The organism is Psychromonas sp. (genome assembly GCF_047632955.1).
In the GTDB taxonomy this organism is placed as follows: Bacteria; Pseudomonadota; Gammaproteobacteria; order Enterobacterales; family Psychromonadaceae; genus Psychromonas.
The window spans coordinates 73,074-96,016 of record NZ_JBLIED010000007.1 but is presented as its reverse complement, the minus strand read 5'-3'; the positions used below and the strand labels follow the sequence as shown (position 1 = coordinate 96,016).

15 protein-coding genes are annotated in these 22,943 nt (G+C 37.7%); 11 read left to right on the top strand and 4 right to left on the bottom strand.

Annotation, left to right across the window (positions count from 1 at the left end; genetic code table 11):
* Positions 1-516: 516 nt before the first annotated feature.
* Positions 517-2,901: a diguanylate cyclase gene (locus ACJAZP_RS07060; protein WP_415230039.1), complete on the top strand. Its 2,385-nt coding sequence runs from the start codon at positions 517-519 to the stop codon at positions 2,899-2,901.
* A 26-nt stretch (positions 2,902-2,927) separates the two neighbouring features.
* On the opposite strand, the gene ACJAZP_RS07055 is transcribed toward ACJAZP_RS07060, so the two are convergent.
* A complete protein-coding gene (locus ACJAZP_RS07055) occupies positions 2,928-3,197 on the bottom strand; it encodes a hypothetical protein (protein WP_415230038.1) in 270 nt (89 codons plus the stop codon).
* Between the two features lie 374 nt (positions 3,198-3,571).
* Here ACJAZP_RS07055 and amt point away from each other — a divergent pair, with 374 nt between their 5' ends.
* Positions 3,572-6,622: an ammonium transporter gene (amt, locus tag ACJAZP_RS07050; RefSeq protein ID WP_415230037.1), complete on the top strand. Its 3,051-nt coding sequence runs from the start codon at positions 3,572-3,574 to the stop codon at positions 6,620-6,622.
* 1,134 nt (positions 6,623-7,756) lie between these two features.
* On the opposite strand, the gene ACJAZP_RS07045 is transcribed toward amt, so the two are convergent.
* The gene (locus tag ACJAZP_RS07045; protein WP_415230036.1) at positions 7,757-7,969 is read right to left on the bottom strand and encodes a cold-shock protein; all 213 of its coding nucleotides are present in this window, start codon (positions 7,967-7,969) and stop codon (positions 7,757-7,759) included.
* A gap of 730 nt (positions 7,970-8,699) precedes the next feature.
* Between ACJAZP_RS07045 and ACJAZP_RS07040 the strand changes: the two genes are divergently transcribed.
* The 8 genes from ACJAZP_RS07040 (at position 8,700) to ACJAZP_RS07005 (ending at position 17,476) form a co-directional block, all read left to right on the top strand.
* On the top strand, positions 8,700-9,365 hold the full coding sequence (locus tag ACJAZP_RS07040) for a hypothetical protein (RefSeq protein WP_415230035.1): 666 nt from the start codon (positions 8,700-8,702) through the stop codon (positions 9,363-9,365).
* Between the two features lie 370 nt (positions 9,366-9,735).
* Entirely contained in the window at positions 9,736-10,650 is a 915-nt protein-coding gene (locus ACJAZP_RS07035; protein WP_415230034.1) for an AEC family transporter, read from the top strand.
* Between the two features lie 1,417 nt (positions 10,651-12,067).
* On the top strand, positions 12,068-12,754 hold the full coding sequence (locus ACJAZP_RS07030) for a hypothetical protein (RefSeq protein WP_415230033.1): 687 nt from the start codon (positions 12,068-12,070) through the stop codon (positions 12,752-12,754).
* Positions 12,755-12,827: 73 nt separating this feature from the next.
* Entirely contained in the window at positions 12,828-14,006 is a 1,179-nt protein-coding gene (locus ACJAZP_RS07025) for an SIR2 family protein (protein WP_415230032.1), read from the top strand.
* The gene (locus tag ACJAZP_RS07020) at positions 13,996-15,768 is read left to right on the top strand and encodes an ATP-binding protein (RefSeq protein WP_415230031.1); all 1,773 of its coding nucleotides are present in this window, start codon (positions 13,996-13,998) and stop codon (positions 15,766-15,768) included. Before ACJAZP_RS07025 ends, ACJAZP_RS07020 begins: the two co-directional genes overlap by 11 nt.
* 31 nt (positions 15,769-15,799) lie before the next feature.
* Positions 15,800-16,006: a KTSC domain-containing protein gene (locus ACJAZP_RS07015; protein WP_415230030.1), complete on the top strand. Its 207-nt coding sequence runs from the start codon at positions 15,800-15,802 to the stop codon at positions 16,004-16,006.
* Between the two features lie 89 nt (positions 16,007-16,095).
* The gene (locus tag ACJAZP_RS07010) at positions 16,096-16,902 is read left to right on the top strand and encodes an NERD domain-containing protein (protein WP_415230029.1); all 807 of its coding nucleotides are present in this window, start codon (positions 16,096-16,098) and stop codon (positions 16,900-16,902) included.
* A gap of 100 nt (positions 16,903-17,002) precedes the next feature.
* Positions 17,003-17,476, top strand: coding sequence for a hypothetical protein (locus ACJAZP_RS07005; RefSeq protein WP_415230028.1), 474 nt, complete (start codon positions 17,003-17,005; stop codon positions 17,474-17,476).
* An 89-nt stretch (positions 17,477-17,565) separates the two neighbouring features.
* On the opposite strand, the gene ACJAZP_RS07000 is transcribed toward ACJAZP_RS07005, so the two are convergent.
* Together ACJAZP_RS07000 and ACJAZP_RS06995 are read right to left on the bottom strand one after the other, a co-directional pair.
* Complete coding sequence (locus ACJAZP_RS07000; protein ID WP_415230027.1) at positions 17,566-20,772, bottom strand: DUF3427 domain-containing protein; 3,207 nt, start codon at positions 20,770-20,772, stop codon at positions 17,566-17,568.
* Positions 20,773-20,897: 125 nt separating this feature from the next.
* Entirely contained in the window at positions 20,898-21,917 is a 1,020-nt protein-coding gene (locus ACJAZP_RS06995) for an NERD domain-containing protein (protein ID WP_415230026.1), read from the bottom strand.
* A 535-nt stretch (positions 21,918-22,452) separates the two neighbouring features.
* Between ACJAZP_RS06995 and ACJAZP_RS06990 the strand changes: the two genes are divergently transcribed.
* Positions 22,453-22,722 (top strand): hypothetical protein, encoded by a 270-nt coding sequence (locus tag ACJAZP_RS06990; RefSeq protein WP_415230025.1) that lies wholly within the window; start codon positions 22,453-22,455, stop codon positions 22,720-22,722.
* Positions 22,723-22,943 lie beyond the last annotated feature (221 nt).

Sequence of the window (22,943 nt, the reverse complement as noted above, 5' to 3'; positions counted from 1 at the left end):
GACTTTAATTTTCTTGTATTGTTCCTTTATATTGTTCCTTTATATTATTCATATATATTGCTCCTTATATTTCTGTAGGCTAAAACCTACTGTTTTCATTTGTGCGGATCCCCCCTATTAAGTAACAGATTCACTGAATAAACATAAAGAGAGAATAGCTGCAGCGGGGGGGTTAGCAAACGAAAATTATTCTCTTTATTTATTGACTCTGATTGTGTGATGCAAAGCTTACTTAAAGATGATTTAATGAAATAATATAAAATAGAGATGTTACAGTGCTTTGATTTTGATTAAATTGATTGTTTTATAACAAATTATAGAAACTGTTTTTATCGGAGAAATAAACAGACTTATTAATCCAAGTCTGCCTGTACATTAATTTTTTGTTGGGAATGATGAGCTTAAGCTTCCCTATCCCTTTATATTTTATTAGGCTTGAACAGGACAATCGTCATTAATTAACTGTTGTCTGATTTACCTAAAATAAGGTTATTTTTTTAAGAAAAGGATTTTCTTTTGCTTAGCATTCTAAGAATTTGTTTTTGTTTTCTTGTTTTTTTGAGTCAGCAATTATCTGCAAGTGAGCTAAAAAAGGTAACGCTTCAACCTTCCTGGTTCGAACAATTCCAATCTGCAGGTTATTATGTCGCCAAAGAAAAAGGTTTTTATAATGATCTTGGATTAGACGTTATTATTAAAGCTTATAAATTAGGCATGGACGCTGTACAACAGATCAATGATCGAGAAATTGATTTTGCTGTTGGTTCCGAAAGTATAATACTCGAAAAGGCTAACAACAAAAAAATTGTTATTTTATATGCACTTTTTCAATCGAGTCCGCTTGTCCTGCTCAGTACCAAAGCATCAAAAATCAATACTATTAATGATTTTTACGGCAAAAAAATAATGGCCACAAACAACGATATTAATCAGGCCTCATTAAAAGCCATGCTTAATTCAAGTCATATAGACATCGGCGATTTAAATTTCATACCCCATTCGCATAATATAAATGATTTGATCAATGAAAAAACCGATCTGATCAGCGCTTATCTTTCAAAAACACCCTACGAATTAATTAAAAAAGGGGTGGAATATAATATTTTTGATCCTAAAGACTATGGCTTTGATATGTATAGTAATTTTTTATATACAAGTGAAAAATCAGTTGCACAAGACATCTCCACCGTTAAGGCATTTAAAGCGGCTTCATTAAAAGGCTGGCAATACGCATTTAGCCATATACCTGAAACAGTCGATTTAATCTTGGCAAAATATAATGAGCAAAATTTAAGCAAAGAAGAGCTTCTGTTCGAAGGCAAAGAGCTTAAGAAATTAGCGTTTTTTAACACAGATGAAATAGGTGAAATAGATAACAATAAAGTAAAAAGAATCTTAGAACTATACAAAGTATTAGGTGTGACCAAAGGAAAGGTTGATTTTAAAGAACTTATTTTTGATGATCAAAATATCAAATTAATTTTAACCGAAGAAGAACAAACTTACCTGGAACATAAAAAACAAATTAGCATGTGTATTGACCCTAACTGGTTACCCTATGAAGGTTTTGATAAGCAAGGCAAGCATATTGGTTTAAATACGAATTTTATTAATATTTTTAGAAAGCAGCTACCGATCCCCATTGAAATAGTCCATACCGGGTCCTGGAGTGAGTCACTTCAATTTGCCAAAGAGAGAAAATGTGATCTGTTGTCTTTAGCTGCAAAAACCACAGAGAGAAGTCAATATCTCAATTACACCTCTCCTTATTTAGTCACTCCGCGTGTTTTAGTCACCAAACTTAATATCCCGTTTATAGATAACTTCACGCATCTGGAAAATAAAAAAATAGGCGTGCCAGAAGGTTATGAGCAGGAAGAGCTGATCAGAACAAATTACCCGAATATCATATTAGTCAAAGTTGAGACGGTAAAAGACGGACTTGAAAAAGTGGTCAATGGCAAACTTTATGGCTTTGTAGGCGCACTCTTTCCCATCGGAGAGTTATTACAAAACCGTTTTGTCGGGCAGCTCAAAGTCAGCGGAAAACTTGAACAAAAAACAGAACTGGGTATCGGGGTCAGAAATGATGAGATATTACTTTTGCAAGTCTTTGAAAAACTTGTAAATAATTTATCAGAAGAAATAAAGCAAGAGATTAATACCAAAAACAGTTCCATTAAATATGAAGCAGAGTTTAATTACAAATTATTATGGCGGGTGCTGTTTGTTGTATTGTTAATTATCGCTTTTGTTTCATATAGGCAATGGTTGCTAACTAACTTAAATAAAACATTAAATGAAAAAATAAACATTAAAACCAAAGCGTTACAGGATTTTAATGAAAGTCTTGAAACAAAAATAAAGGAAAGGACCGAAAAGATTGAGCATTCAAAAGCGCTATTGCAAGATGTTGCTTTTAAAGATCATTTAACCGATATTTTTAATCGACATTACCTTGTTGAGATATCACCTGCGCTTTTAGCCGTAGCCGATGAGATGCAAAAACCTTTATCACTGCTATTAATTGATGTTGATAATTTCAAAAACATAAACGATACCTATGGCCATCTGATTGGCGATAATATATTGAAACTTATTGTCAAAAATATTCTGAAAATATTAAGAACAGATGATCTGTTTGTGCGCTTCGGCGGAGAAGAATTTATTATCTTACTGCCCAAAGCAAATATTACAGAAAGCATGATTGTTGCTGAAAAATTACGACTCAGTGTGGAGCAAAACCATTACCAAAAAGACGGCATGGATATTTCTATCACTATTAGTATAGGGGTCAGCCAGTACCAGCATAACGATACGTTAGAACAATTAATTAATCGCGCTGATTTGGCATTATACAGCGCAAAAGCAAACGGTAGAAATCAGGTTAAAAAATATTAACCGGAACATCACGCCCATGCAGAAGGCTAGTGGCTATAAGCGTTGCCTTTTGTTGCCTTTAAATCAGCCCGCAGATAGTTGCAGGAATTTGTCAGAAAGCTGCGTGGCAAAGTAAAAAACATGCGAGTCCCGCCCATGGAAAAATCTCGGCGATTTGAAGTGACAAGGATTTCGGCAGGATAATAACCACAGATTAAAGAGATATCTACAGCCATCGCAATAGTCTGGTCGATGGCGGCTTCGATGCCCTGGCAATAGGCAATGAGGTGCGCTTTATTGAAGAAGCCGGGGATCAAGGACCTCAGGCCAGCAGCGTAGATTCGATTGGTAAACACCATATTGTTGATAAGTGATATCGATCTGTATAAATAGCCGATCGATACTGTAAAAGGTGTTAACCGTTTGTTTCAATAAAAAGGGATGCGTATATAAGGGCGCTGTATAACCTAATAGCGTCCTATCAATTTAAGCCTCGTAACAGCAATCAATCTATTCCCAGCATACTTTACTGCTTTACCTTAGCGATTTTAGTTATTTGCATTTATGCATTTTCTGTACCTTCTTCATTAATTCACTTAGTATTGGGTATCTATTATGCGATAAGCATTATATCAGCACATACAAATCACAGATAAATATCATGCAGGATTGCTGATACTAAGGAAAGATAATGGACTACTCATGGCTTCTTATTGCATCAATTTTAGTGTTCTTTATGCAGGCCGGATTTTTGTGTCTCGAAAGTGGTCAAATCCGCAGTAAAAATAGCATCAACGTCGCCGCAAAAAATATTTCTGATTTTATTATCGCAGCGATTATCTACTGGGTATTTGGCTTTGCCTTGATGTTCGGTGATTCTCTCGGTGGCGTGCTGGGTACTAACCTTTTTTTTGTTGGTGAACAGCAATCACCCTACCAAATCAGCTTCTTTCTATTTCAAATGATGTTTTGCGGCACCGCTGCAACCCTGCTCTCGGGTGCGGTTGCCGAGCGCATGTCTTTTATGGGCTACCTGTGTATTGCAGCCATACTGAGCGCCTTTATCTATCCGGTGGCGGGGCATTGGGCCTGGGCATCTAACTATCAGGCTGCTAACCAAGGCTGGTTAGAACAATTAGGTTTTGTAGATTTTGCGGGATCGACCGTTGTGCACTCGCTTGGCGGTTGCGTTGCGCTGGCGGCAATAATCGTAATTGGGCCAAGAATTGGACGCTTTGATTCGCAGCAGGAGTTACCCAACGGCAGTAATTTACCTATGTCGGTGCTTGGCGCACTTTTAATCTGGTTAGGCTGGTTCGGATTTAACGGGGGTAGTACCTTAGTAATGACTGATCAAGTGCCGTTGATCCTGCTTAATACCTGTCTGGCGGCCGTGGGAGGCGGTTTTGTCGCATCGTTATGTCATTATTGGCACAAACGTTATGTCGATGTCGGCACCATTCTCAATGGGGTTATCGCCGGACTGGTCGCGATCACCGCTGGCTGTCACGCGGTTACGCCTAAAGCGGCGATGTTAATTGGTATGATAGCAGGCGTCATTTTATATTTTGGCAGCCTATGGATGGAGAAACTCAAAATAGATGATGCCCTGGGCGTTGTTCCTGTGCATCTATTTGCCGGTATTTGGGGCACCTTAGCCGTCGCACTGTTTGCCGATTTGAGTGTCTTAGGAACTGGGCTTACCAGAAGCGATCAGCTACTCGCTCAACTTACCGGCGTGCTGGCTATTTGTGGTTACAGTTTCGGGCTCAGTTTTCTACTATTATCCCTGGTTAACCGCTTTTTTCCCCTAAGAGTCAGTGCTGAAGATGAACACCTGGGCATGAATATCTCTGAACATAACGCCTCTACAGAATTAATCAGCCTGCTTGGTGCCATGAATAAACAGGAGTTAGACGGCGGATTTTCACAACCGGTTAAAGTTGAACCTTTTACCGAAGTGGGACAAATAGCAACGCAATACAACAAAGTGATCAAACGGGTGCACAGCGAAATTTCAAATCGTGATAGCGCGATTAATAAATTTAAATTCAGTGAAAAGAGAAAAAGTGCCATTCTCAATTCATCCATGGACAGCATTGTCACCATTGATTTAAGTGGCGCTATTATCGAATTTAATCCAGCCGCTGAACGCACCTTCGGCTATTCAAAAAATATGGTCATTAACAAGAATTTTATCGACTTGTTTATATTAGAAGCCGATCGGGAAGACGTGCGGGAAAATTTAGCCTATAAATTTTTATCCGCGCAGGGGTTAGTGCGTAATCACCGCAATTCGCTTAACTTGGCTCGCCACTTAGCGTCTGAATTTCCAGCCGAAATAACCATTACCGGGGCAAGTTTTGGCAGTGAGATGCAAAATGAATTTACCCTGCATATACGTGATATAACGCGGCAGTTAAAACTGCAGGAAAAACTAAAATTGCTCGCCTATAGTGACCCACTAACCGGTTTATACAACCGTACCTACCTGATGGACTCGTTAACCAAAGCGATCAATCACAATGCCCATAGCGATCAAAATGTTCTCATGTTTTTCATGGATTTAGATAGATTTAAAAAGATCAACGACACATTAGGGCATAAGGCCGGTGACGATTTGCTATGTGAAGTAGCAACTCGGCTGATTAGCGTCACCCGCAGCACTGATGTTATCGCAAGATGGGGAGGCGATGAGTTTGTGATCTTGTTTATTGAAGCGGTTAACCATGGCTTTATAGATGACAAAGCGAAAGAAATATTGAACGTTATGCGCCAGCCCTTAGCATTAGAAGGGCGAGTCATCAGCATCCCCACCAGTATTGGTATCGCCACCGCCCAACCCGGTATTACCACCGCCGCTCAATTAGTGCAGCAGGCTGATATTGCCATGTATTCAGCCAAACAGCACGGCCGGGATAACTACCAGGTATTTGAAGCTGAGATGGGTGATCAGGCTGCGCGTAATTTTAATCTTGAGCAGGATATGCGCAAAGGTATTGCCGCAAAAGAGCAGTTTTTTATGGTCTATCAGCCTAAAGTAACGGCTGATAATCAATTGGTCGGGCTGGAAGCTTTAATGCGCTGGCAGCATCCCCAGGAAGGGCTGATATCACCGTCTGATTTTATTCCGCTGGCCGAAGAGTCCAGCCTGATCATTGAACTGGGCGAATTTGCCATTCTAACGGTGCTTAGGCAGATGCGCTGCTGGCTGGATAGCGGATATGAAAAAGTTATCGTATCGATAAATATCTCGGGTAAGCATCTTGTTTCCGACACGCTTGTTCCTTATATTTTCGAGTTATTGAGCCGTTTTGATATAGATGGCAGCGCCATTGAAATTGAAATCACCGAAGGGGTATTGTTAACGGATATAGATAGGTGCATCGAAGTGATGTCAGATCTCAAATCATTAGGCATTAAAATATCCATCGATGATTTTGGAACGGGGTATTCTTCACTAACCTATCTAAAACGCCTGCCTATCGATGTGCTTAAAATTGACAAATCATTTGTTGATGAGTGTGCCACCTCATCAGAAGACGGAAAAATATGTGCAACGATCATTAATCTGGCTATAAACCTGGAGCTGACAACCGTGGCCGAGGGAGTCGAAACTCAGGCACAACTGGATTTTCTGGCCGCACATAGTTGCAATGCCTATCAGGGGTACTTCTTCCATAAACCAAATTCGGCGCAGGTTATCGAAAAACTACTGCAGCGAGAAGCAGTGCCGGCATAAATCGTTCTGAGTTGATGCAGAAGTCGATGTCCTTTAAACATCCTTGTGATCTTCGAGCACACATCAACCTTGTCATCTTCGATCACACACCAACATTGTCATCTTCGATCCCACTTCAACATTGTCATCTTCGATTACACTTCAGCACTGTCATCTTCGAGGTGTTTTAATCGAAGATCTCGATGAGTTATAAAAAGATAAACAGCAGTAAATAGGATGGTTGATTTATCAAGTTTAGCGGAATGCTTTATAGCAAAAGGGGGATTATAAAGGTTTAAGTGTGCGGTTTTTTATTGGCTGACCTTGATGGGGTTTAACATTATCAAGTTTTATTAGCCGGTAGCGGTAACGAGAAATATTCTCGCTCGGTTATTTTAAAAGGATAGAGGCTCCTCAAAAATAACACCTCAACATTATCATCTTCGATCCCACCTCAACATTATCATCTTCGATCCCACCTCAACATTATCATCTTCGATCCCACCTCAACATTATCATCTTCGATCCCACCTCAACATTATCATCTTCGATCCCACTTCAACATTGTCATCTTCGATCACACTCCCACACTGTCATCTTCGAGGTGTTTTAATCGAAGATCTCGATGAGTTATAAAAAGATAAACAGCAGTAAATAGGATGGTTGATTTATCAAGTTTAGCGGAATGTTTTATAGCAAAAGGGGGATTATAAAGGTTTAAGTGTGCGGTTTTTTATTGGCTGACCTTGATGGGGTTTAACATTATCAAGTTTTATTAGCCGGTAGCGGTAACGAGAAATATTCCCGCTCGGTTATTTTAAAAGGATAGAGGCTCCTCAAAAATAACATCGCTGGTAGTTTTACTGAGTTACTTGTTGTGATTGTTTAATGGTGTTTTTTGTTTCTGATAATAGAACGCGACTTTGATGGTACCAAAATCGTTTTCTTCCCGTAGCACGAGCCATAACAAATATCCTTATTTGGATAGAAAAGAATAACCACTACAGCTTTAAATTTTAGCGCTAACAATAAGAATATAAATCGACATGACACAAACTGAAGTGGGTGTTCTGGATTAATCTTTGTAGCGGGTAATTTAATGTTGTAATGATTGACTAAAAGGTGATCTGATACCACCTTTTTTATTGCACTAAATTATAGTGCGATTACATTTGCAGCCTGCAGACCTTTTTGGCCTTGCTCAACTTCAAATGAAACTTTTTGGCCTTCAGCCAATGTTTTGAAGCCTTCAGAAGCGATTGCACGGAAATGACAAAATACGTCAGCGCCGCCATTATCTTGAGCAAGAAAACCGAAACCTTTTGCTTCGTCAAACCATTTTACTAGACCAGTTGTTGAATTAGACATGTTTGTCCCTTATATAAATTCATTAAAAAAATATCGCGAAAATGCGAAGTGCTGAGAATTGAATTATTGAATGTGATGATGAAGCTAAGGGATAAACTAAGGACAACTACGATGACGCGGGAGTAACTAAGATAACAACTTGGACTTTATAATTTCATTAACAACTCTTATTTTTCAGAGCGAACGTATGATAGCCTAAAAAAACCTCAACAGCTAACTTTATTTTCAACTTTATTTGCCCACCCCAACTTTATTGCTGGTGTTCGTTTTCAATTCTTCAATATGCATTCTTTTCTGTAAACAACAAAACAGCGCTAATTTATTGGTAGGTAGTAAGGTGCTTAAGCTCGAATGCATTTGTCATTTTATACATAAAATTCACTTTTTAGTCTATGGTTTTTGCAGGCTTTAAATTTCTGAAATAGAGCTTTTATCGTAATAAAAGAATTCTACAGCCTAGTTTGTACGGAATAATCCTAATACCAAAAGAACTAAAAAGGTGATCACCCTTGCTGGTTAAAATCATCCCTAATTGCGTTATGAGTTTTATTCAGAACATCCTGTTCTTCACCACTACCACGTGGTCAGCTAAAGCTGTTCAAAATTGTGGTATACAATTTTGTGAAGAGAGAACAACGCTCGAATGCAACTTTAGTGCTGATTTTTCCTTCGCAATCATTGATTACTTCATTAATTCTTTTGGTCTAACTACTAGATAAGGTGAAGTATTATGTCAGCAAAACAAATATCCTACCAAGAAGCTAGAAACCTAATGCAGCCAGGAGATGTCATTGCTTTTGGAGGAAAAGGTCATTTTTCAGAAATAATTAAGTTTGCCACTTTCTCCGGTGTTTCTCATGTTGGCGTTATTTTGCAAACAAAAATACCGGAAGATAAAACCGGTAGATTCTTTAATCAAATTATTGAATCTACCTCACTCAATGGATTCAATGGCGTAAATGTTTCTCGATTTAGTGACAGACTCAACACCTATAGCGGTGAATTGTGGTGGCTACCTCTCAAAAAAAGCATTAGAGATACTTCATTTAATAAAGTTGAGTTCTTTAACTTTCTATTTAATCAAGCCAAAGAAAGAAAACCTTATGATATGCCTCAGGCAATAAAATCGGTGGTCGATGCGCTAGATAATCTTCCATTAGGAATGCATGGTCCTGGATACAATCAAGAAGATTTCAGCAAGTTCTTTTGTTCTGAGCTTGTCTGCGCAGGATTAGAGGTCTCAGGCGCAGTGGCTAGTATAAATGCATCAGAGGTTACCCCGATCGACCTATGCAGGTGGAATATTTATGAAGATAGTTATTACCAGCTTAAAGGGGAGTCAAGTAAGCGAATTTCTCGTTTTAATACCGCTTCACCATCAGACTGGAATCTATAACCGGTTTTAATAAAAAACTAAATTTGGGCTTGGGGGAAAGTAATATAAAGATATGGGTGTCGCGTAGCCGACAACCATATTTTTTACCTAAAAATGTTTGGCTGTCCTGTCTTTTCTTAGCATTCTAATGCATTGAATTGCCTACAAAAGAAAAGTAGACAACAGGCAGCAGTAATCGATGCGCGGAGCGCACCCTACGAACTATAATGGCAGCGTTTATTGATTTGGCGCTCAAGTTAACCTGTCGATTATTAAAAATAGAATAATCCATTGAATATCAAGCAAATATAAATTATTGTGGTTTTCATTTTATTTCATTTTCAAACGATTAAAGCCAGTCAGTTAACTGCAAAATTCTAGTGAGTTCAGAATGATGACTTTTATTACAGCGCTTATCCCCATCATGATTCTTATTATTTTGGGATTTATTTTAAGGCGTGCTAAATTTCTACCAGAAGAAACTTGGGCAGGCATAGAAAAACTGACCTATTTTGTGCTTTTCCCGGCTTTGCTCATCAGGACTCTTGGAAAACAATCCCTTATTGGCGCGCCTTGGCCATCAATGTTATTGATTGTCGTTGGAACAATAATGACATCTGCGCTATTACTTATTATTTTACGTAAATCACTGTCAAAGAATAATGCGACTTTCACTTCCATTTTCCAAGGTGGTATACGCTTCAACACTTACATTACACTGGCTGTTGCACAAAGTTTATATGGTGCAACGGGACTCGCAATGGGCTCTGTTGCTGCTGGTTTTATGATTGTATTGATCAATTTGTGGTGCATATCAGTCTTTGTGATTTGGGGAAAAGCTTCATTTCAAGGGGTACTACCCTTTATAAAAGAGATTGTTAGCAATCCATTAATCATAGCTTGTGCTATTGGTTGGTTTTTAAGTCTAAGCGGTATTGGATTACCCTTTGTCGTTGGAGATGTTCTAGAAATAGTGGGGCAAGCGGCATTACCTTTTGGACTTTTAGCCGTTGGAGCGGCGCTTCAGCTACAAGGAATCAAAGGCCATTTTAGGGCTGTTGCTTTATCGTCAATAGCACAGTTTGGACTAAAGCCATTGATTACTATAACTTTAGTTTCCTATACGGGGCTTACTGGTGTCGCTGCAGCCGTATTGATTATTGCCTTTATGACGCCAACAGCGCCTTCTGCATACATACTTGCACGCCAATTAGGTGGCGATAAAGAGACAATGGCCTCTATTATTACAGTGCAAACTTTATTAGCATTTCTTATTATGCCTGTATTAGGAATACTGTTGCTTTAATTAGAGTCCGAATCGTGAGCCATTAGTAACAGTTTCTGTACTTTTCACGGGGGCGCGTCCTGCCTTTTGCTTAAACCGTAAAAATCCTTTATCAATATAACGGCGCTTAACACGCTGTTTCTATTATCAAATCAACTTTTTATCCCACCGCCAACTTCGCTGTGTAATGGCACAAATAAACTGGCATCGGCTGCGCTAGTTTCCACGTGATATTCATTGGCTGGCTGCCTTCCTGTTTAATCTGTCTGTTTTTGCCAAGATAAACCGGAAGGTGTTTTTGTAGCCTGTCGCTTGTAAGCGTTTGGTGTAACTTTTTTTGTTGGTCTTCCGCCCTTGACGGCGTGTTACTTTTTCTCAACAGCAAGTAAAAGTAACCAAAAAGTGCCGTCCGAGACGTTTTTTTATCTTACTAAATAAATCTCTTTTTAACGCACCAGTCCGGACAGCACATCCATGTGCAGAGCCGAACTTAGTGGAAATATCCATGTTTCCACTTGCTAAAGATATTGATTGAGCAAGAAAAACGTACGGAAATTGCCTAGCCACATTGGTTTGACATTCTAATGCATTGAATTTACTTAAAAAAAAAGGTAGCGGTAATCGGTGCGCTGGCAAGAATGACGCTTAGATCCCCGATGAAACAACTCGGGGATGACGGTCGGAGGAAGTTATATGTAGGGTGCATTTTATGCACCGTTAATGATGCTTGGTGCGCGGAGTGTACCCTGCGAACTCCAATAAGACCGTCCTTACATTTGATAATTTAGCAATTATGCTCCTTCTCCCTATTCGCCAACTTTCAATAAAATGATCGGAAATTGCCTGGCCGCACTGGTTTGGATAAAAGGCTGGAAAGCGAAAGGCAAAAAAGCTTGAAGGCAAACCTTCCCTCCCACGCCGTCATTCCCGCAGTATTTTAGCGGGAATCTCAGTCCGTGCTGCTGAAGCTTTCAATAAAATCACCAGAAGATAGTAAAACGGTTTTTCAGCTTAAGCGCATATGATTTTTGACTGCACCTATTTTAGCTTTATTTAAATGTGATGTTTTTATGAAAAATATCTGTAATTTTGAGCTATGCGATGACATTATACTACTGGCTTCTATATTATCGCTGATATATCAGATTGTTAGGCCCTATCGCTTATCAAAATTTTATAAAGAAAACGCTTCTAATGCAGTGCGTCGACGTTTCTAAATCATTAAGAAAACCGATCAGCATAATTGTGTTTGGATAGATAAATCACTGCATGCTTTTTGCTCGTTGACCGAATTATGGCCCTGCCCGGTTTAAATACAGAAAACAGCTCAGTTGATGATCTCGCACATCATTGTGAAATAACCTTTAAGAATTGATAGGTGATTTACTTTAGCAAAGCACTAAAACTGACAAATAAAAATAATAATTGAGAATGGAATATGGAAAAAACTTTAAATAAAGTCAATGGATTTATACCTTTCTTAACAGCGCTAGTTGTAGTGTTTGCTTTCTTATTTTATATGGTGGCTTTTTTCTTTTTTAAAGGTATAGACGATGGTTATGGCGTTAGTAGCGTAGTTGGAACCGAGAAAGAATTAGTTGCTACTGGTTTAATAATATTAATAGGACTAGTCGGCCCAATTGCATTAAATGCTTTTTGGTTAGCTATAACTAATTGGCACATGATAATTGTTGGACTATTGATAGGTACTTTTATTGTTTTATTTGATGTGTTCATAGAGAAAAAACCTGCTGAAGGACTCACATCAGTAACGGAAAAATATGCTAAATACGCATATGTATTTTTGATTTTTCTTTATATATTCATCGGTTTCCCTATGGCCGCTTATGAAAAGGGTATGACAACTGCGCACGAAGAAATAAAGCTCATCAACGAAAAAGGTTGTGATATTGAATCAAAATATTGGGAGAAGTGCTCCAAAGTAACCTATACCGACTCGAATAAGTTGGTTGAGTTTGAAGGTTTACTGTTAGATAAAAAAGAGCAAGAAATAACCATTTACCTTCCTGAAGACAAAATATTGAAGACTTTTCTGTTACCTAGTGATGCAGTCATTGAGCGGAAATATATACCGGAAAAAATTGGCTCTAAAGTCAGAAAATAAACTATTCGTGGGTAATTCTTCGGCATAGTTAATTGACCAATAATAATTTTAAGAATACTAATTGAGGCAAGATATGACTACTACAGTGCATAATCCGGATCAGTACATGTATGATTTTCAACATGTATTAACTCATAGCAAAAAGAAGATCGGAATCCTACTGGGGGCTGGTGCGCCAGTAAGCATAAATGTAGGTAATGAAAAAACTTGGAAGTCACTAATTCCCGATATAGCAGGACTTACTGAAATAGTTAAAGAGAGCTTAGCTGGAGATGATGTCATTGCATTTAATGCTATCGCTGATTCACTATCAAATAATAATATTGAACAGGTTCTCTCTCGTGTTAGATCACTTGCCGAGGTTATCGGTGAAGCCAAAGTTCATGGTTTGAATAGTGACGGATATAAAACTCTTTCAATAACCATTTGTAAAAAGATTAAAGAAGTAGTTAATAAATCATTACCTGATGGTGAAAACCCTTATTCACATCTAATTTCTTGGATCAATGGAATTAACCGCGATTATGCTGTGGAAATTTTTACAACAAACTATGATCTGTTAGCAGAAGAAGCAATGGAAAAAGCAAGAACGCCATATTTTGATGGTTTTTCCGGATCCAAAGCAGCCTTCTTTGATCCATCCAGTATCTCTAGTAATGATATGCCTGCGAGATGGATACGGTTATGGAAATTACATGGTTCTATTAATTGGTCTAAAAATGCTAAAAATGAAGTTATCCGTGGAGATGGAACAGATGAAGGTACAATGGTATACCCCTCTCATATTAAATATGACCAAACACAGTCTGCCCCTTTTTCATCTTTGTTTGACAGACTAAAAAATTTCTTGCTTGAACCGGATAGTTTATTACTAACAACTGGATTTTCATTTGCGGACGCTCATATCACAGCAAAACTGGATGAATGTCTTTCTGAAAATCAATCGTCTGCGATATTTGCATTTCAGTTCAATGACTTGGTGGATGAGCCGTCCGCAATAGAAGCCGCGCGCCGTCGGCCTAATATAAGCGTGTATTGTAAAGATGGAGCTGTAATTAACGGAGTTGAAGCTAAATGGAAAATAGGTGAAGAACCCAGTAAAAACTGGGAAATAATCAGGAAAGAATACTGGGATAATGAGCAGTTTCATTTAGGCGATTTTGTTAAATTTGCAAAATTTTTAGCTAATTCAGGGGGAGGGAAAAGCGTCGCGGATATCAAATCAATTCTAGGTGAAGAAAATGAATCATAATCCAACTTATTTAGGAAAAATAACTTCAGTGTATGGTTCTTCGGTTAGCGTAGAATTAACTCCACAAGTTAGGTCTGGCTTATTAATCATCGAAGGAAAAACATATCGAATTGGGCAAGTGGGTAGTTTTGTCCGTATTCCTCAAGGCTATAACAATTTGTTTGGTGTGATATCGGAAACAAGTGAAACATCTTCCCGTGACGATGAAAGTAAACTTTTTAATGAAAAAAGATTAATTAAAGTAGAACTTGTTGGTGAGTCAATCGGTTATGATTTCGAAAGGGGGATTAGCCAATTTCCATCAATATCTGAAGAAGTCCATTTGGTTACTGAAGATGATCTGAAAAAGATTTATGGTGAAAAAAATGATAGGAAAATAGTTATTGGAAAACTATCTAGCTCCGACAGTATCAACGTAAGTGTTGACTTGGACAGTTTAGTAAGCAGGCATTCAGCGGTTCTAGGTTCAACTGGATCTGGTAAATCTACTAGTGTAGCAAGCCTTTTACGAGCAATAATTACTTCACATGGAAATGATGTCGTGATGCCTTCAGCGAGAGTTGTATTATTCGACATACATGGTGAATATGCTTCTGCGCTATGGGATATTGCTACTGTTTATTCTATTACACCAATTGCAGGAGAAAAAAATTTCTATATTCCTTATTGGTGTGTTTCACCTTATAGTTTATGTAGCTTTCTTTGTGGTCAAAATGAAAGTTTGAGCAATAAATTTATGGAGTTAGTCCTCGAAGAAAAAAGGGGCTATGCAGAAAAGCGTGTAGAACTAAATATTGATCCTGTGAAAGTAACTGCAATGACTCCTCTGCCATTTCGACTGAAAAAGATTTGGTATGACTTAGTTCATTATGACAATGTTAATTATCTAGAAAAAGAAAAAACAAATTCCTCTTATATGAATAAAGGATGTGCTGAAGATCTCATTGCACCTGTATTTAACCCTCCTGGTACGGCAAGTAAACCTCCATTCAAAGGAGGCAATCAACTGTGGCGGAAACAATTAGAGCAGATGCGGTCAATACTTTTAGATGATCAGTACTCATTTTTATTAAAGCCAGGTGATTGGACTCCTGATATACACAACGAAATACAAAAAGACTTACATGAATTAATTAGTACTTGGTTAAGTAATGGGAAACCAATTTCTATCCTTGACTTATCTGGAATGCCATCTTCTCGCTTAGAGTTGCTACTTGGTTCAGTCATCGAGGTGTTATTTGAATCGGCTATATGGGGGCGTTATCTAGACGATGGAATGAATAAAAATCCTTTATTATTAGTTATGGAAGAAGCACATCGATATTTATCTATTGACAATAATGGGCTAGCAAAAAATATGGTTCGTCGAATAGCTAAAGAAGGTCGCAAATTTGGTGTCGGTACAATGCTAGTAAGTCAGAGGCCTTCTGAAATCGATGAAACTATTTTATCTCAATGTGGGACTTTATTTTCGTTGAGAATAAATAATGCAACCGATAGAGCAAGGGTCAAATCAGCGATGGCTGATGGGCTTTCAGGCATTATAGATGCTTTACCTATATTAAGAACTGGCGAAGCTATAGTCACTGGTGAAGCCGCAAAATTACCTATGAGATTCAAATTCAGAATTCCTCAAGAAGGACAATTTCCAGATAGCAAAGATCCTAAAATAGCTGAAAGTTGGTCGAAAGAATTTCAGCCATCAGACTTCAAATCGTTAGTTAACTGCTGGCGTTTGCAAGATACCAAACCAAAGAAGTAATCTTACTTAAACAATATAGGGAACATAACTAATGGAAAGAATGTCAGTAGATTCAAGTAATCTCGTTTCAGTTGGATACGATAAAGATACATCTACGCTCGAAGTTGAGTTTAATAGTGGTCTTTATCAGTATTTTGACGTACCTGCTTATGTATATGAAGAACTTATGAATTCTGATTCAAAGGGATCATATATGCATAGAACTGTAAAAAATTCTTTTAGCTGCGAACGAATTTAACACTAAATTAAAAATGGTGGATCAAGCCAGCAATAGTTCTGGGATCAAATCTTTCCCTTTGCCTTTTATCTAACCACCAAGGATTTAAAATGGATTTAACTCCTCTCATATTTAACGCATTAAGTGCTTATTGGTATTTTTTCTCGTTATTTCTTCTGATTGTTGTATTAAAATCGGCTTGGTTTAAAGGCGTGTTAGGCGAGTTTTTGGTTAATTTTTTATTAAAAACATTCCTGCCAAAAGATCAATACACCTTGATCAAAAATGTCACTTTACCAACGGATGATGGAACGACTCAAATAGATCATATTGTGGTGTCGAAGTTCGGTGTATTTGTTATTGAAACCAAGAATATGAAAGGGTGGATCTTTGGTAATGCCAAACAAAAACAGTGGACACAAAAGATTTTTAAATACACTGGAAAGTTTCAAAACCCGCTGCATCAAAATTACAAACACACACAAACGTTAGCAAGCTGTTTAGCCATACCAAGTGAGCATATTTATTCTGTGATTGTGTTTATTGGAGACAGCACCTTTAAAACTAGGATGCCTGAAAATGTCACTTATGCCCGAGGTTGTGTGGAATACATCAAAAGCAAACATGAGACTCATTATACCGCTGAGCAAGTTAACGAAATAGTAACGGCGATTGAAGCGGGTCGCTTAACCCGTGGTTTGAAAACAAATTTACAGCATATAAAGCATGTAAAAACGATTATTACAGCAAAACAGATACCTAAAGTGGTTGTAGAACACTCTGATATTGAACAAAAGTTATGTCCAAAATGTGGAACTGTGATGATTTTACGTGAAGCGAAAAAAGGTAAAAATACAGGCAATCAATTTTGGGGATGCAGTAATTTCCCTCAGTGTAGGACGGTGATTGGTAACTGATTTAATATATTGCGATGTCAGTTAAAACAAGATGGCTATAACTATTTCAGTGCATGATGATAGCTACCGCTAATTTGGTTAATAAACATAAGGATATGTAATGGATCCAGTATCAGCTTTTCTAGCGGCCTATATTTCGGCTGCAACAACCAATGTTCATTTACAGGTTTCTGATATTTATGGAACAGAGCTTAAAACTGAATTTATACAATATGAAGATATGAGTATTTCGTTTCAATACCAGATGTGGAAGGTAAAAAATAATACTGTTTGTTCTTCCTACAGCCAAGGAACACCTACTTTCTCTAAATGCACTGTTAAAGCAAAATCTCTTTTTAGCAAACTTTGCAAAGAGTTAACTAAACGCGATGATTCAAATTGGAAAATAAAAAAAACTAAAAACATGTATTGTAATGCATCAGTAAATTACCAACCCGTTATAGCTACAATATCTAATCCCAAAAAGAAGACTAAGCAACGAAAAAAAGAGAAACAGTGTAACTTACTCATTTTAAAAACAATGGGGAATAAGAATAAAGATCTTATAGTCGAAAGAGATTTGATGTGTAAATAACTGTCGGATTGCTTTGTGCCGTTCGCCTAAACGTAAAAGTGTTACACCATAAATATTTCAACTTACATTATGCTGTTTCTTACTCTGTCCTAACCAACCGCTAACTTCGCAGTGTCATGCCACAAGTAAGCTGGCATTGGTTTGGCAAGTTTCCATGTGATATTCATTGGCTGGCTGCCCTCATATTTTACAAATTCCACTGGCCCAAAATTTACAAAACCCATAGTGCGGCCATTTTCATCTTTGGCTTGTTCGCGAACAAAAAGTAGTATTGTTTTACGGGTCTGTTTTTGGGTGATATAAGCAAGACCTTTGCCTGAAGTCGGCTTTGCGCTATTTTGCGTTTGCCAATGGAATAGAGTGGGACTTATGGCAAAGTCATGGTACATAGTGGTTGGTGAAAATTGTTTCTCGCACTTATTGAGGGTCACAAATAACAGTTCGGTATTTATTGCGGGCAGGTTTAACACACCTTCGCGGCTAGATGATTTTCTATTAAAGGTGCTATCACCAAAAGCTACCATAATATGCTCTTTGGGATGGCGTACGTGCATCTTCAGTGGTGAAGTATTCACGGTTTTATTGTTCCCCGTTGGCATCGCAAATTCGTTTATCGCTAAACGTTCAATCAGCAGCGATAACACTTCGTTAAGCTCATGTTGTAAGCTTGTATTATGCAGTGCTTGTAAACTTTCGATTAGTAATTTTACCCCAAGTTGTGCGCCTGTTTTATCCCAAAAATCATAGTGGCACATCAGCGCAAAGAGTTGGTTTTGTTTTGCACTGTGGCTTGTATTGTCATTTTCATTAAAAATAAAATTGTTTTTACATAAGCACTGTAAAAAGCGCAGATATGAAATGGAAGTGCAGTTTAGCAAGCGGTTATTAATAGCGCGATAATAGGCTGCATAGAGTGCTGGAGTTGTGTCGTTGTCCTCATTTTTTTTAATTGCTGCGATCAAGGCTTGCCAGCCGCCGCAATTTGAAGGGCGTCCGAGTTTAACTTTGTAGATATCCTCTAATGTTATATTGGGGTGAATATATAAAAAATTAGTTAGCGTTAAGGGCAGGTTGGTGATGTGTTGAAAGTGGGTAATATCCCGTATTAACTTATTTTTAGTAAGAGTTGCTTGGCTGATGTTTTTTAAGATTATCGCTTGGGTTTTTTTCTGTAATTCAATGCGACAACCAATGGGTAAGTGTGGGAAATCTTGTTTAATTTCTTTGGCGATCGGCTGATTTGTTTTACCTACTAACGCCCTGAATTTTTGTGAAAAGTCATATTCAGGGCGAGAGTTACCAACAAAATCAAGTATGGTACAACACTCTTTGCCATCGGTTAGTCGTAGACCGCGACCCAGTTGTTGCAGAAAAATGGTGAGGCTTTCAGTGGGGCGTAAAAATAGCAGGGTATCAAGCTCCGGAATATCAACACCTTCATTAAAGATATCGACCACAAACAAGATATTGATTTCTCTACTTTTAAGGCGTTGCTGCTGTATTTCTCGGTCTTTGCTATTATCACTGGTTAAAATGTCGCACTTTATTCCTTTCAGTGTGAATTTTTGTTCCATAAATTTAGCGTGATCACGACTGACACAAAATGCTAAGGCGCGCATCATACTAATATCTGTAATGATTTCATCTAGGCTTTGCAGAATACGAAACACCCTCTGATCATTATGGGTATACACCTTAGTGAGTTCAGCGATATCGTAACCGCCTTTAGACCAAGTTATTCTGCTTAAGTCGGTGTCATCATCAATGCCAAAATATTGAAAGGGTGATAAATGACGTTGGTTAATCGCTTCCGGTAAACGAATTTCAGCCGCGATAACATTGCAAAAGTCAGATAGGATATCGACACCATCATGGCGCTCAGGTGTTGCGGTTAAGCCTAATAATATCTGTGGCTGAAAATGAGCTAATACTGCTCGATAACTGTTGGCTGCAATATGATGTACTTCATCAATAACGATATAATCAAAATAGTCTTTGCTTAGTTTTAGCTCGTCGATTTGATTATTCAAACTCATAATCGAAGCAAATAGGTGTTTGTAACTGCTTGGTTGATGACCCCCTACCCATAATTCACCAAAATCACTGTTTTTAAGTACGCCTCTAAATGCCCCTAATGCTTGTTTTAATATCTCTTCTCTATGAGCAATAAATAGAAATTTAGCATCGGGATTACTTTGGTAAAAACGTGCAAAATCAAATGCGGAGATGATCGTTTTACCTGTTCCCGTGGCCGCTACAATAAGGTTTTTATAACGCTGGTGGAGTTCTCTTTCAACCTGTAATTTGTCTAAAATAGTTTGCTGGTGGGAATGAGGTGTTATATCAAAGTAATGGCTTGGAGTATTGGCACTAAAATCACCTCGATCTGTTTGCAGTGCTTGTTTTAATTTGTCGCGGCTTGCCAGATCACCATTAAAAATTTCAAAATCAGGTGATTCCCAATAGGTTTTAAAGGTATTGAGTGACTTCTCAATAATATGCGGAATCTCTTGTGAAGTGATTTTTAAGTTCCATTCTAAGCCTTTGGTTAATGCCGAATAAGATAGGTTAGATGAGCCTATGTAACCAGTGTGAAAGTTTGTGTCGCGCATAAACAGATAGGATTTTGCATGCAGTCGTTCGCGGCTGGTATTGTAACTGAGCTTGACCTCGGTATTAGGCAGCGAGGCTAAAAATTCAACCGCCTTTGCATCGGTTGCACCCATATAAGAAGTGGTGATCACTTTTAATTCTTTGCCACTGCGGGTAAAGGCTTCTAACTCTTTTTGAAGTATGCGAAGGCCAGACCATTTAATAAATGAGACTAACCAATAGATCTTATCAGAGGATTGTATTTCACGTTTTAATTCTGAATCAAGTGAGATACCGGCGTTGCTGCCAGAAAACAGCTCACTTTGAGTGAGCCCTGTAATAGGAATGATAGATTCAACATATTTGGGTAGGTCGGCTGCTATTGCATTGGTTTTATCAAAAAGGGCGGTTAAAATTTTTCCTTGGCTATCGAGTAAGTTCTCGCTGATAATTTCAGAGTCTTGAAGATGTTCGCTTAGCCAGCGAATGATAGTGTTGGCTAATGAAATTTGCTCACTAATTCGGTGAGTACTTTGTGGAACGGAATCCATAGTCAGTTCGATAAGCCGGGTGAGAAATCGTGATAACCAAGTTGTCGCCTCATTCGCCTCTAACTGCCGTTCGCCCACATAAAATTTTTCGCGGTCAAGGTTTTGTTCAACGAGTTGAGTAATAAGTTGTTCGTAGATACCAGTTTGATTCATGAAAGCCTATGTATTATGCGTACGAATAAAAGGGGAATAATAAGTTAGCAATTAATGCTTATCGGATATTTATTTAATCGTTCCCGTAACGATTTTAAAGAATGCTAGTTTGCGGTTGTTAAGCGTTAATTTTCAACAAAAATTTCGCTACGGTTACTGCATTCTTGGCAGATAAGGTGGTAATACGCTTTCTTTTTGCTCACTTTAGTATTTTTACTGTTGCAACTTGGGCAAGCGCTTTTCATTGCGGTATTGGTTTCGCAAATTGGGCATTTAACGTAATAACCATATTTCCCCCAGGCAGCTTGCAAATTCACTGTGTTGTTACATTTTTTACAGGATAACATTACTAATGTGCTGGTGGATTGAATTGCTTTAAGCGTTTTAATTGGCTCTGAGTTAATAGTTCTTTCATCGTGTGATTTTGCTGTTTTTTGTTGAACTTGTTCAGCGATTATATGTTGTACATTCTTTTCACTAGCTTCCATAATAGTAGAAATAGGTTTGTGCTGCCCCATCAAAAAGTCACAAATATTTTTTAGCTCATCATCTACGAACCAAGGTTGACTAGAAAACTTAAATAGACTGCTTTTAATAGTACCTGGTATGATTTTATTGAGTTTATCTATTAGAAATTCTGATTTCACTAGTTTGTCAGATACAGATTTTGGCATATGTTCACGATGAGTTATCGCGTTACTTGAAATAGCACAAAATTGGTTCCAACAACGTCCGCCAAAAGTGGTTTGTAATTTTCCAAATATAATTTTATCTAGCATAATTTTACGGTTTTCATGGAGAAGCTCACGTAGTAATTTTTGTTGTAACTCGACCTGTTTTATAGGGGAACGCATACCCGCCCATTTACCGTTATAACTGCGAGACCATTCTTCATCGGTATTGATTTTCACTTCACCAGTGATACTTTTAGATTCAATAAGAATGAAACCATAGACATATAAAACCAAGTGATCGATTTGTGCCACTTCGTTATTGTGTTCAATTCTTAAGTCATTAAAAACAAATACTTTTTCATGATCTTTGAAGGCTCTACGTAAGAAAAAGGCGACATCTTGTTCTTGTTTATTGCCGGCTAATTGTCTGACATCAATGGACGTGGTTACTTCTTTATTCTTAATTATCAAAACGAAAGCCTTTCAGTAGGAGTTGATGAGTGGTAATGAAATTTATCTTTTTATCACTTTAATAGGGCATGTAAATGATGATGATAAGTATCTCACAACAAATTGATTTTTTTAAAGTTATTTGATTTAAATACAGCTATACCGAAAGTAAAAGGTTAGAAAGAAATAAAATTTTTACTTTTATTAGGAATATCATAGTCATTGAATCAAGTCTTTCCTTTTACATAAATCGTAAAAAGCTTTTAGAAAAAGAGTTGGCTGCCCGGTATTTTCTAGCCATTGTGCTACATTGTTTTTGTTGGTAGCCAAATCCCAAATATTGCTTAACGGCTATATGTGCAAGGGATAACGATTAAAAGGGTCATAATACCAAATCCATTAATTTTCTGCTCATTTATGCTGGTTAAAACATATGCTAGCTTCGTTATTTATCTTATAATTAGAACAACTAGTTACTTCAATTAATGCCTTGCTTTCATGCATTTTTCCAGCGCCTAAATAGATCACTTAATTAGTGGAATTGGTATAAACGCTTATGTCAGAAAATAAACAAATATTTTTATTAAAGTTGTCTATTTTTATTGGCTTAGGATTGTTGCTGACAGGTATATATCTTCACAACTATAGCGAATATATTGATTCTTTGGGAGCAAACGGAATTATCATTAGCGCCAGTTGTATTGCATTCGGTTTTATTTTTTCTTTGCCAACAAAAATGTATTTAACTATTTTGTTAGTGAAACGTGAAGCTAACAGAAACCAAAATCACTCGGAAAACACTCCAAAAAATACTCGTTCAAAGTAACGGGATGGCTCAGGTCTAAAGCGGCAAATAGGGCTAAGTCTTGCGTTTTTCCTTTTAGTTCAAGAAGGGCATGGGGCCAAGTCTTTCCTTTTGCATAAATCCTAAAAAAGCTTTTAGAAAAAGAATTGGCTATCCTGTCTTTTATTGGCCGAGGGAATGCCAATTAACCCCTGTTATTAATGCTATTTAGAATCAGAGGCCCGTTGTTTTTCTAATTATTT

Bases quoted from the DNA above. Each gene is read 5' to 3' on its own strand.
- amt (WP_415230037.1), top strand. From the start codon at position 3,572: ATGGACTACTCATGGCTTCTTATTGCATCAATTTTAGTGTTCTTTATG.
- ACJAZP_RS07045 (WP_415230036.1), bottom strand. From the start codon at position 7,969: ATGTCTAATTCAACAACTGGTCTAGTAAAATGGTTTGACGAAGCAAAA.
- ACJAZP_RS07040 (WP_415230035.1), top strand. From the start codon at position 8,700: ATGTCAGCAAAACAAATATCCTACCAAGAAGCTAGAAACCTAATGCAG.
- ACJAZP_RS07035 (WP_415230034.1), top strand. From the start codon at position 9,736: ATGATGACTTTTATTACAGCGCTTATCCCCATCATGATTCTTATTATT.
- ACJAZP_RS07030 (WP_415230033.1), top strand. From the start codon at position 12,068: ATGGAAAAAACTTTAAATAAAGTCAATGGATTTATACCTTTCTTAACA.
- ACJAZP_RS07025 (WP_415230032.1), top strand. From the start codon at position 12,828: ATGACTACTACAGTGCATAATCCGGATCAGTACATGTATGATTTTCAA.
- ACJAZP_RS07020 (WP_415230031.1), top strand. From the start codon at position 13,996: ATGAATCATAATCCAACTTATTTAGGAAAAATAACTTCAGTGTATGGT.
- ACJAZP_RS07015 (WP_415230030.1), top strand. From the start codon at position 15,800: ATGGAAAGAATGTCAGTAGATTCAAGTAATCTCGTTTCAGTTGGATAC.
- ACJAZP_RS07010 (WP_415230029.1), top strand. From the start codon at position 16,096: ATGGATTTAACTCCTCTCATATTTAACGCATTAAGTGCTTATTGGTAT.
- ACJAZP_RS07005 (WP_415230028.1), top strand. From the start codon at position 17,003: ATGGATCCAGTATCAGCTTTTCTAGCGGCCTATATTTCGGCTGCAACA.
- ACJAZP_RS07000 (WP_415230027.1), bottom strand. From the start codon at position 20,772: ATGAATCAAACTGGTATCTACGAACAACTTATTACTCAACTCGTTGAA.
- ACJAZP_RS06990 (WP_415230025.1), top strand. From the start codon at position 22,453: ATGTCAGAAAATAAACAAATATTTTTATTAAAGTTGTCTATTTTTATT.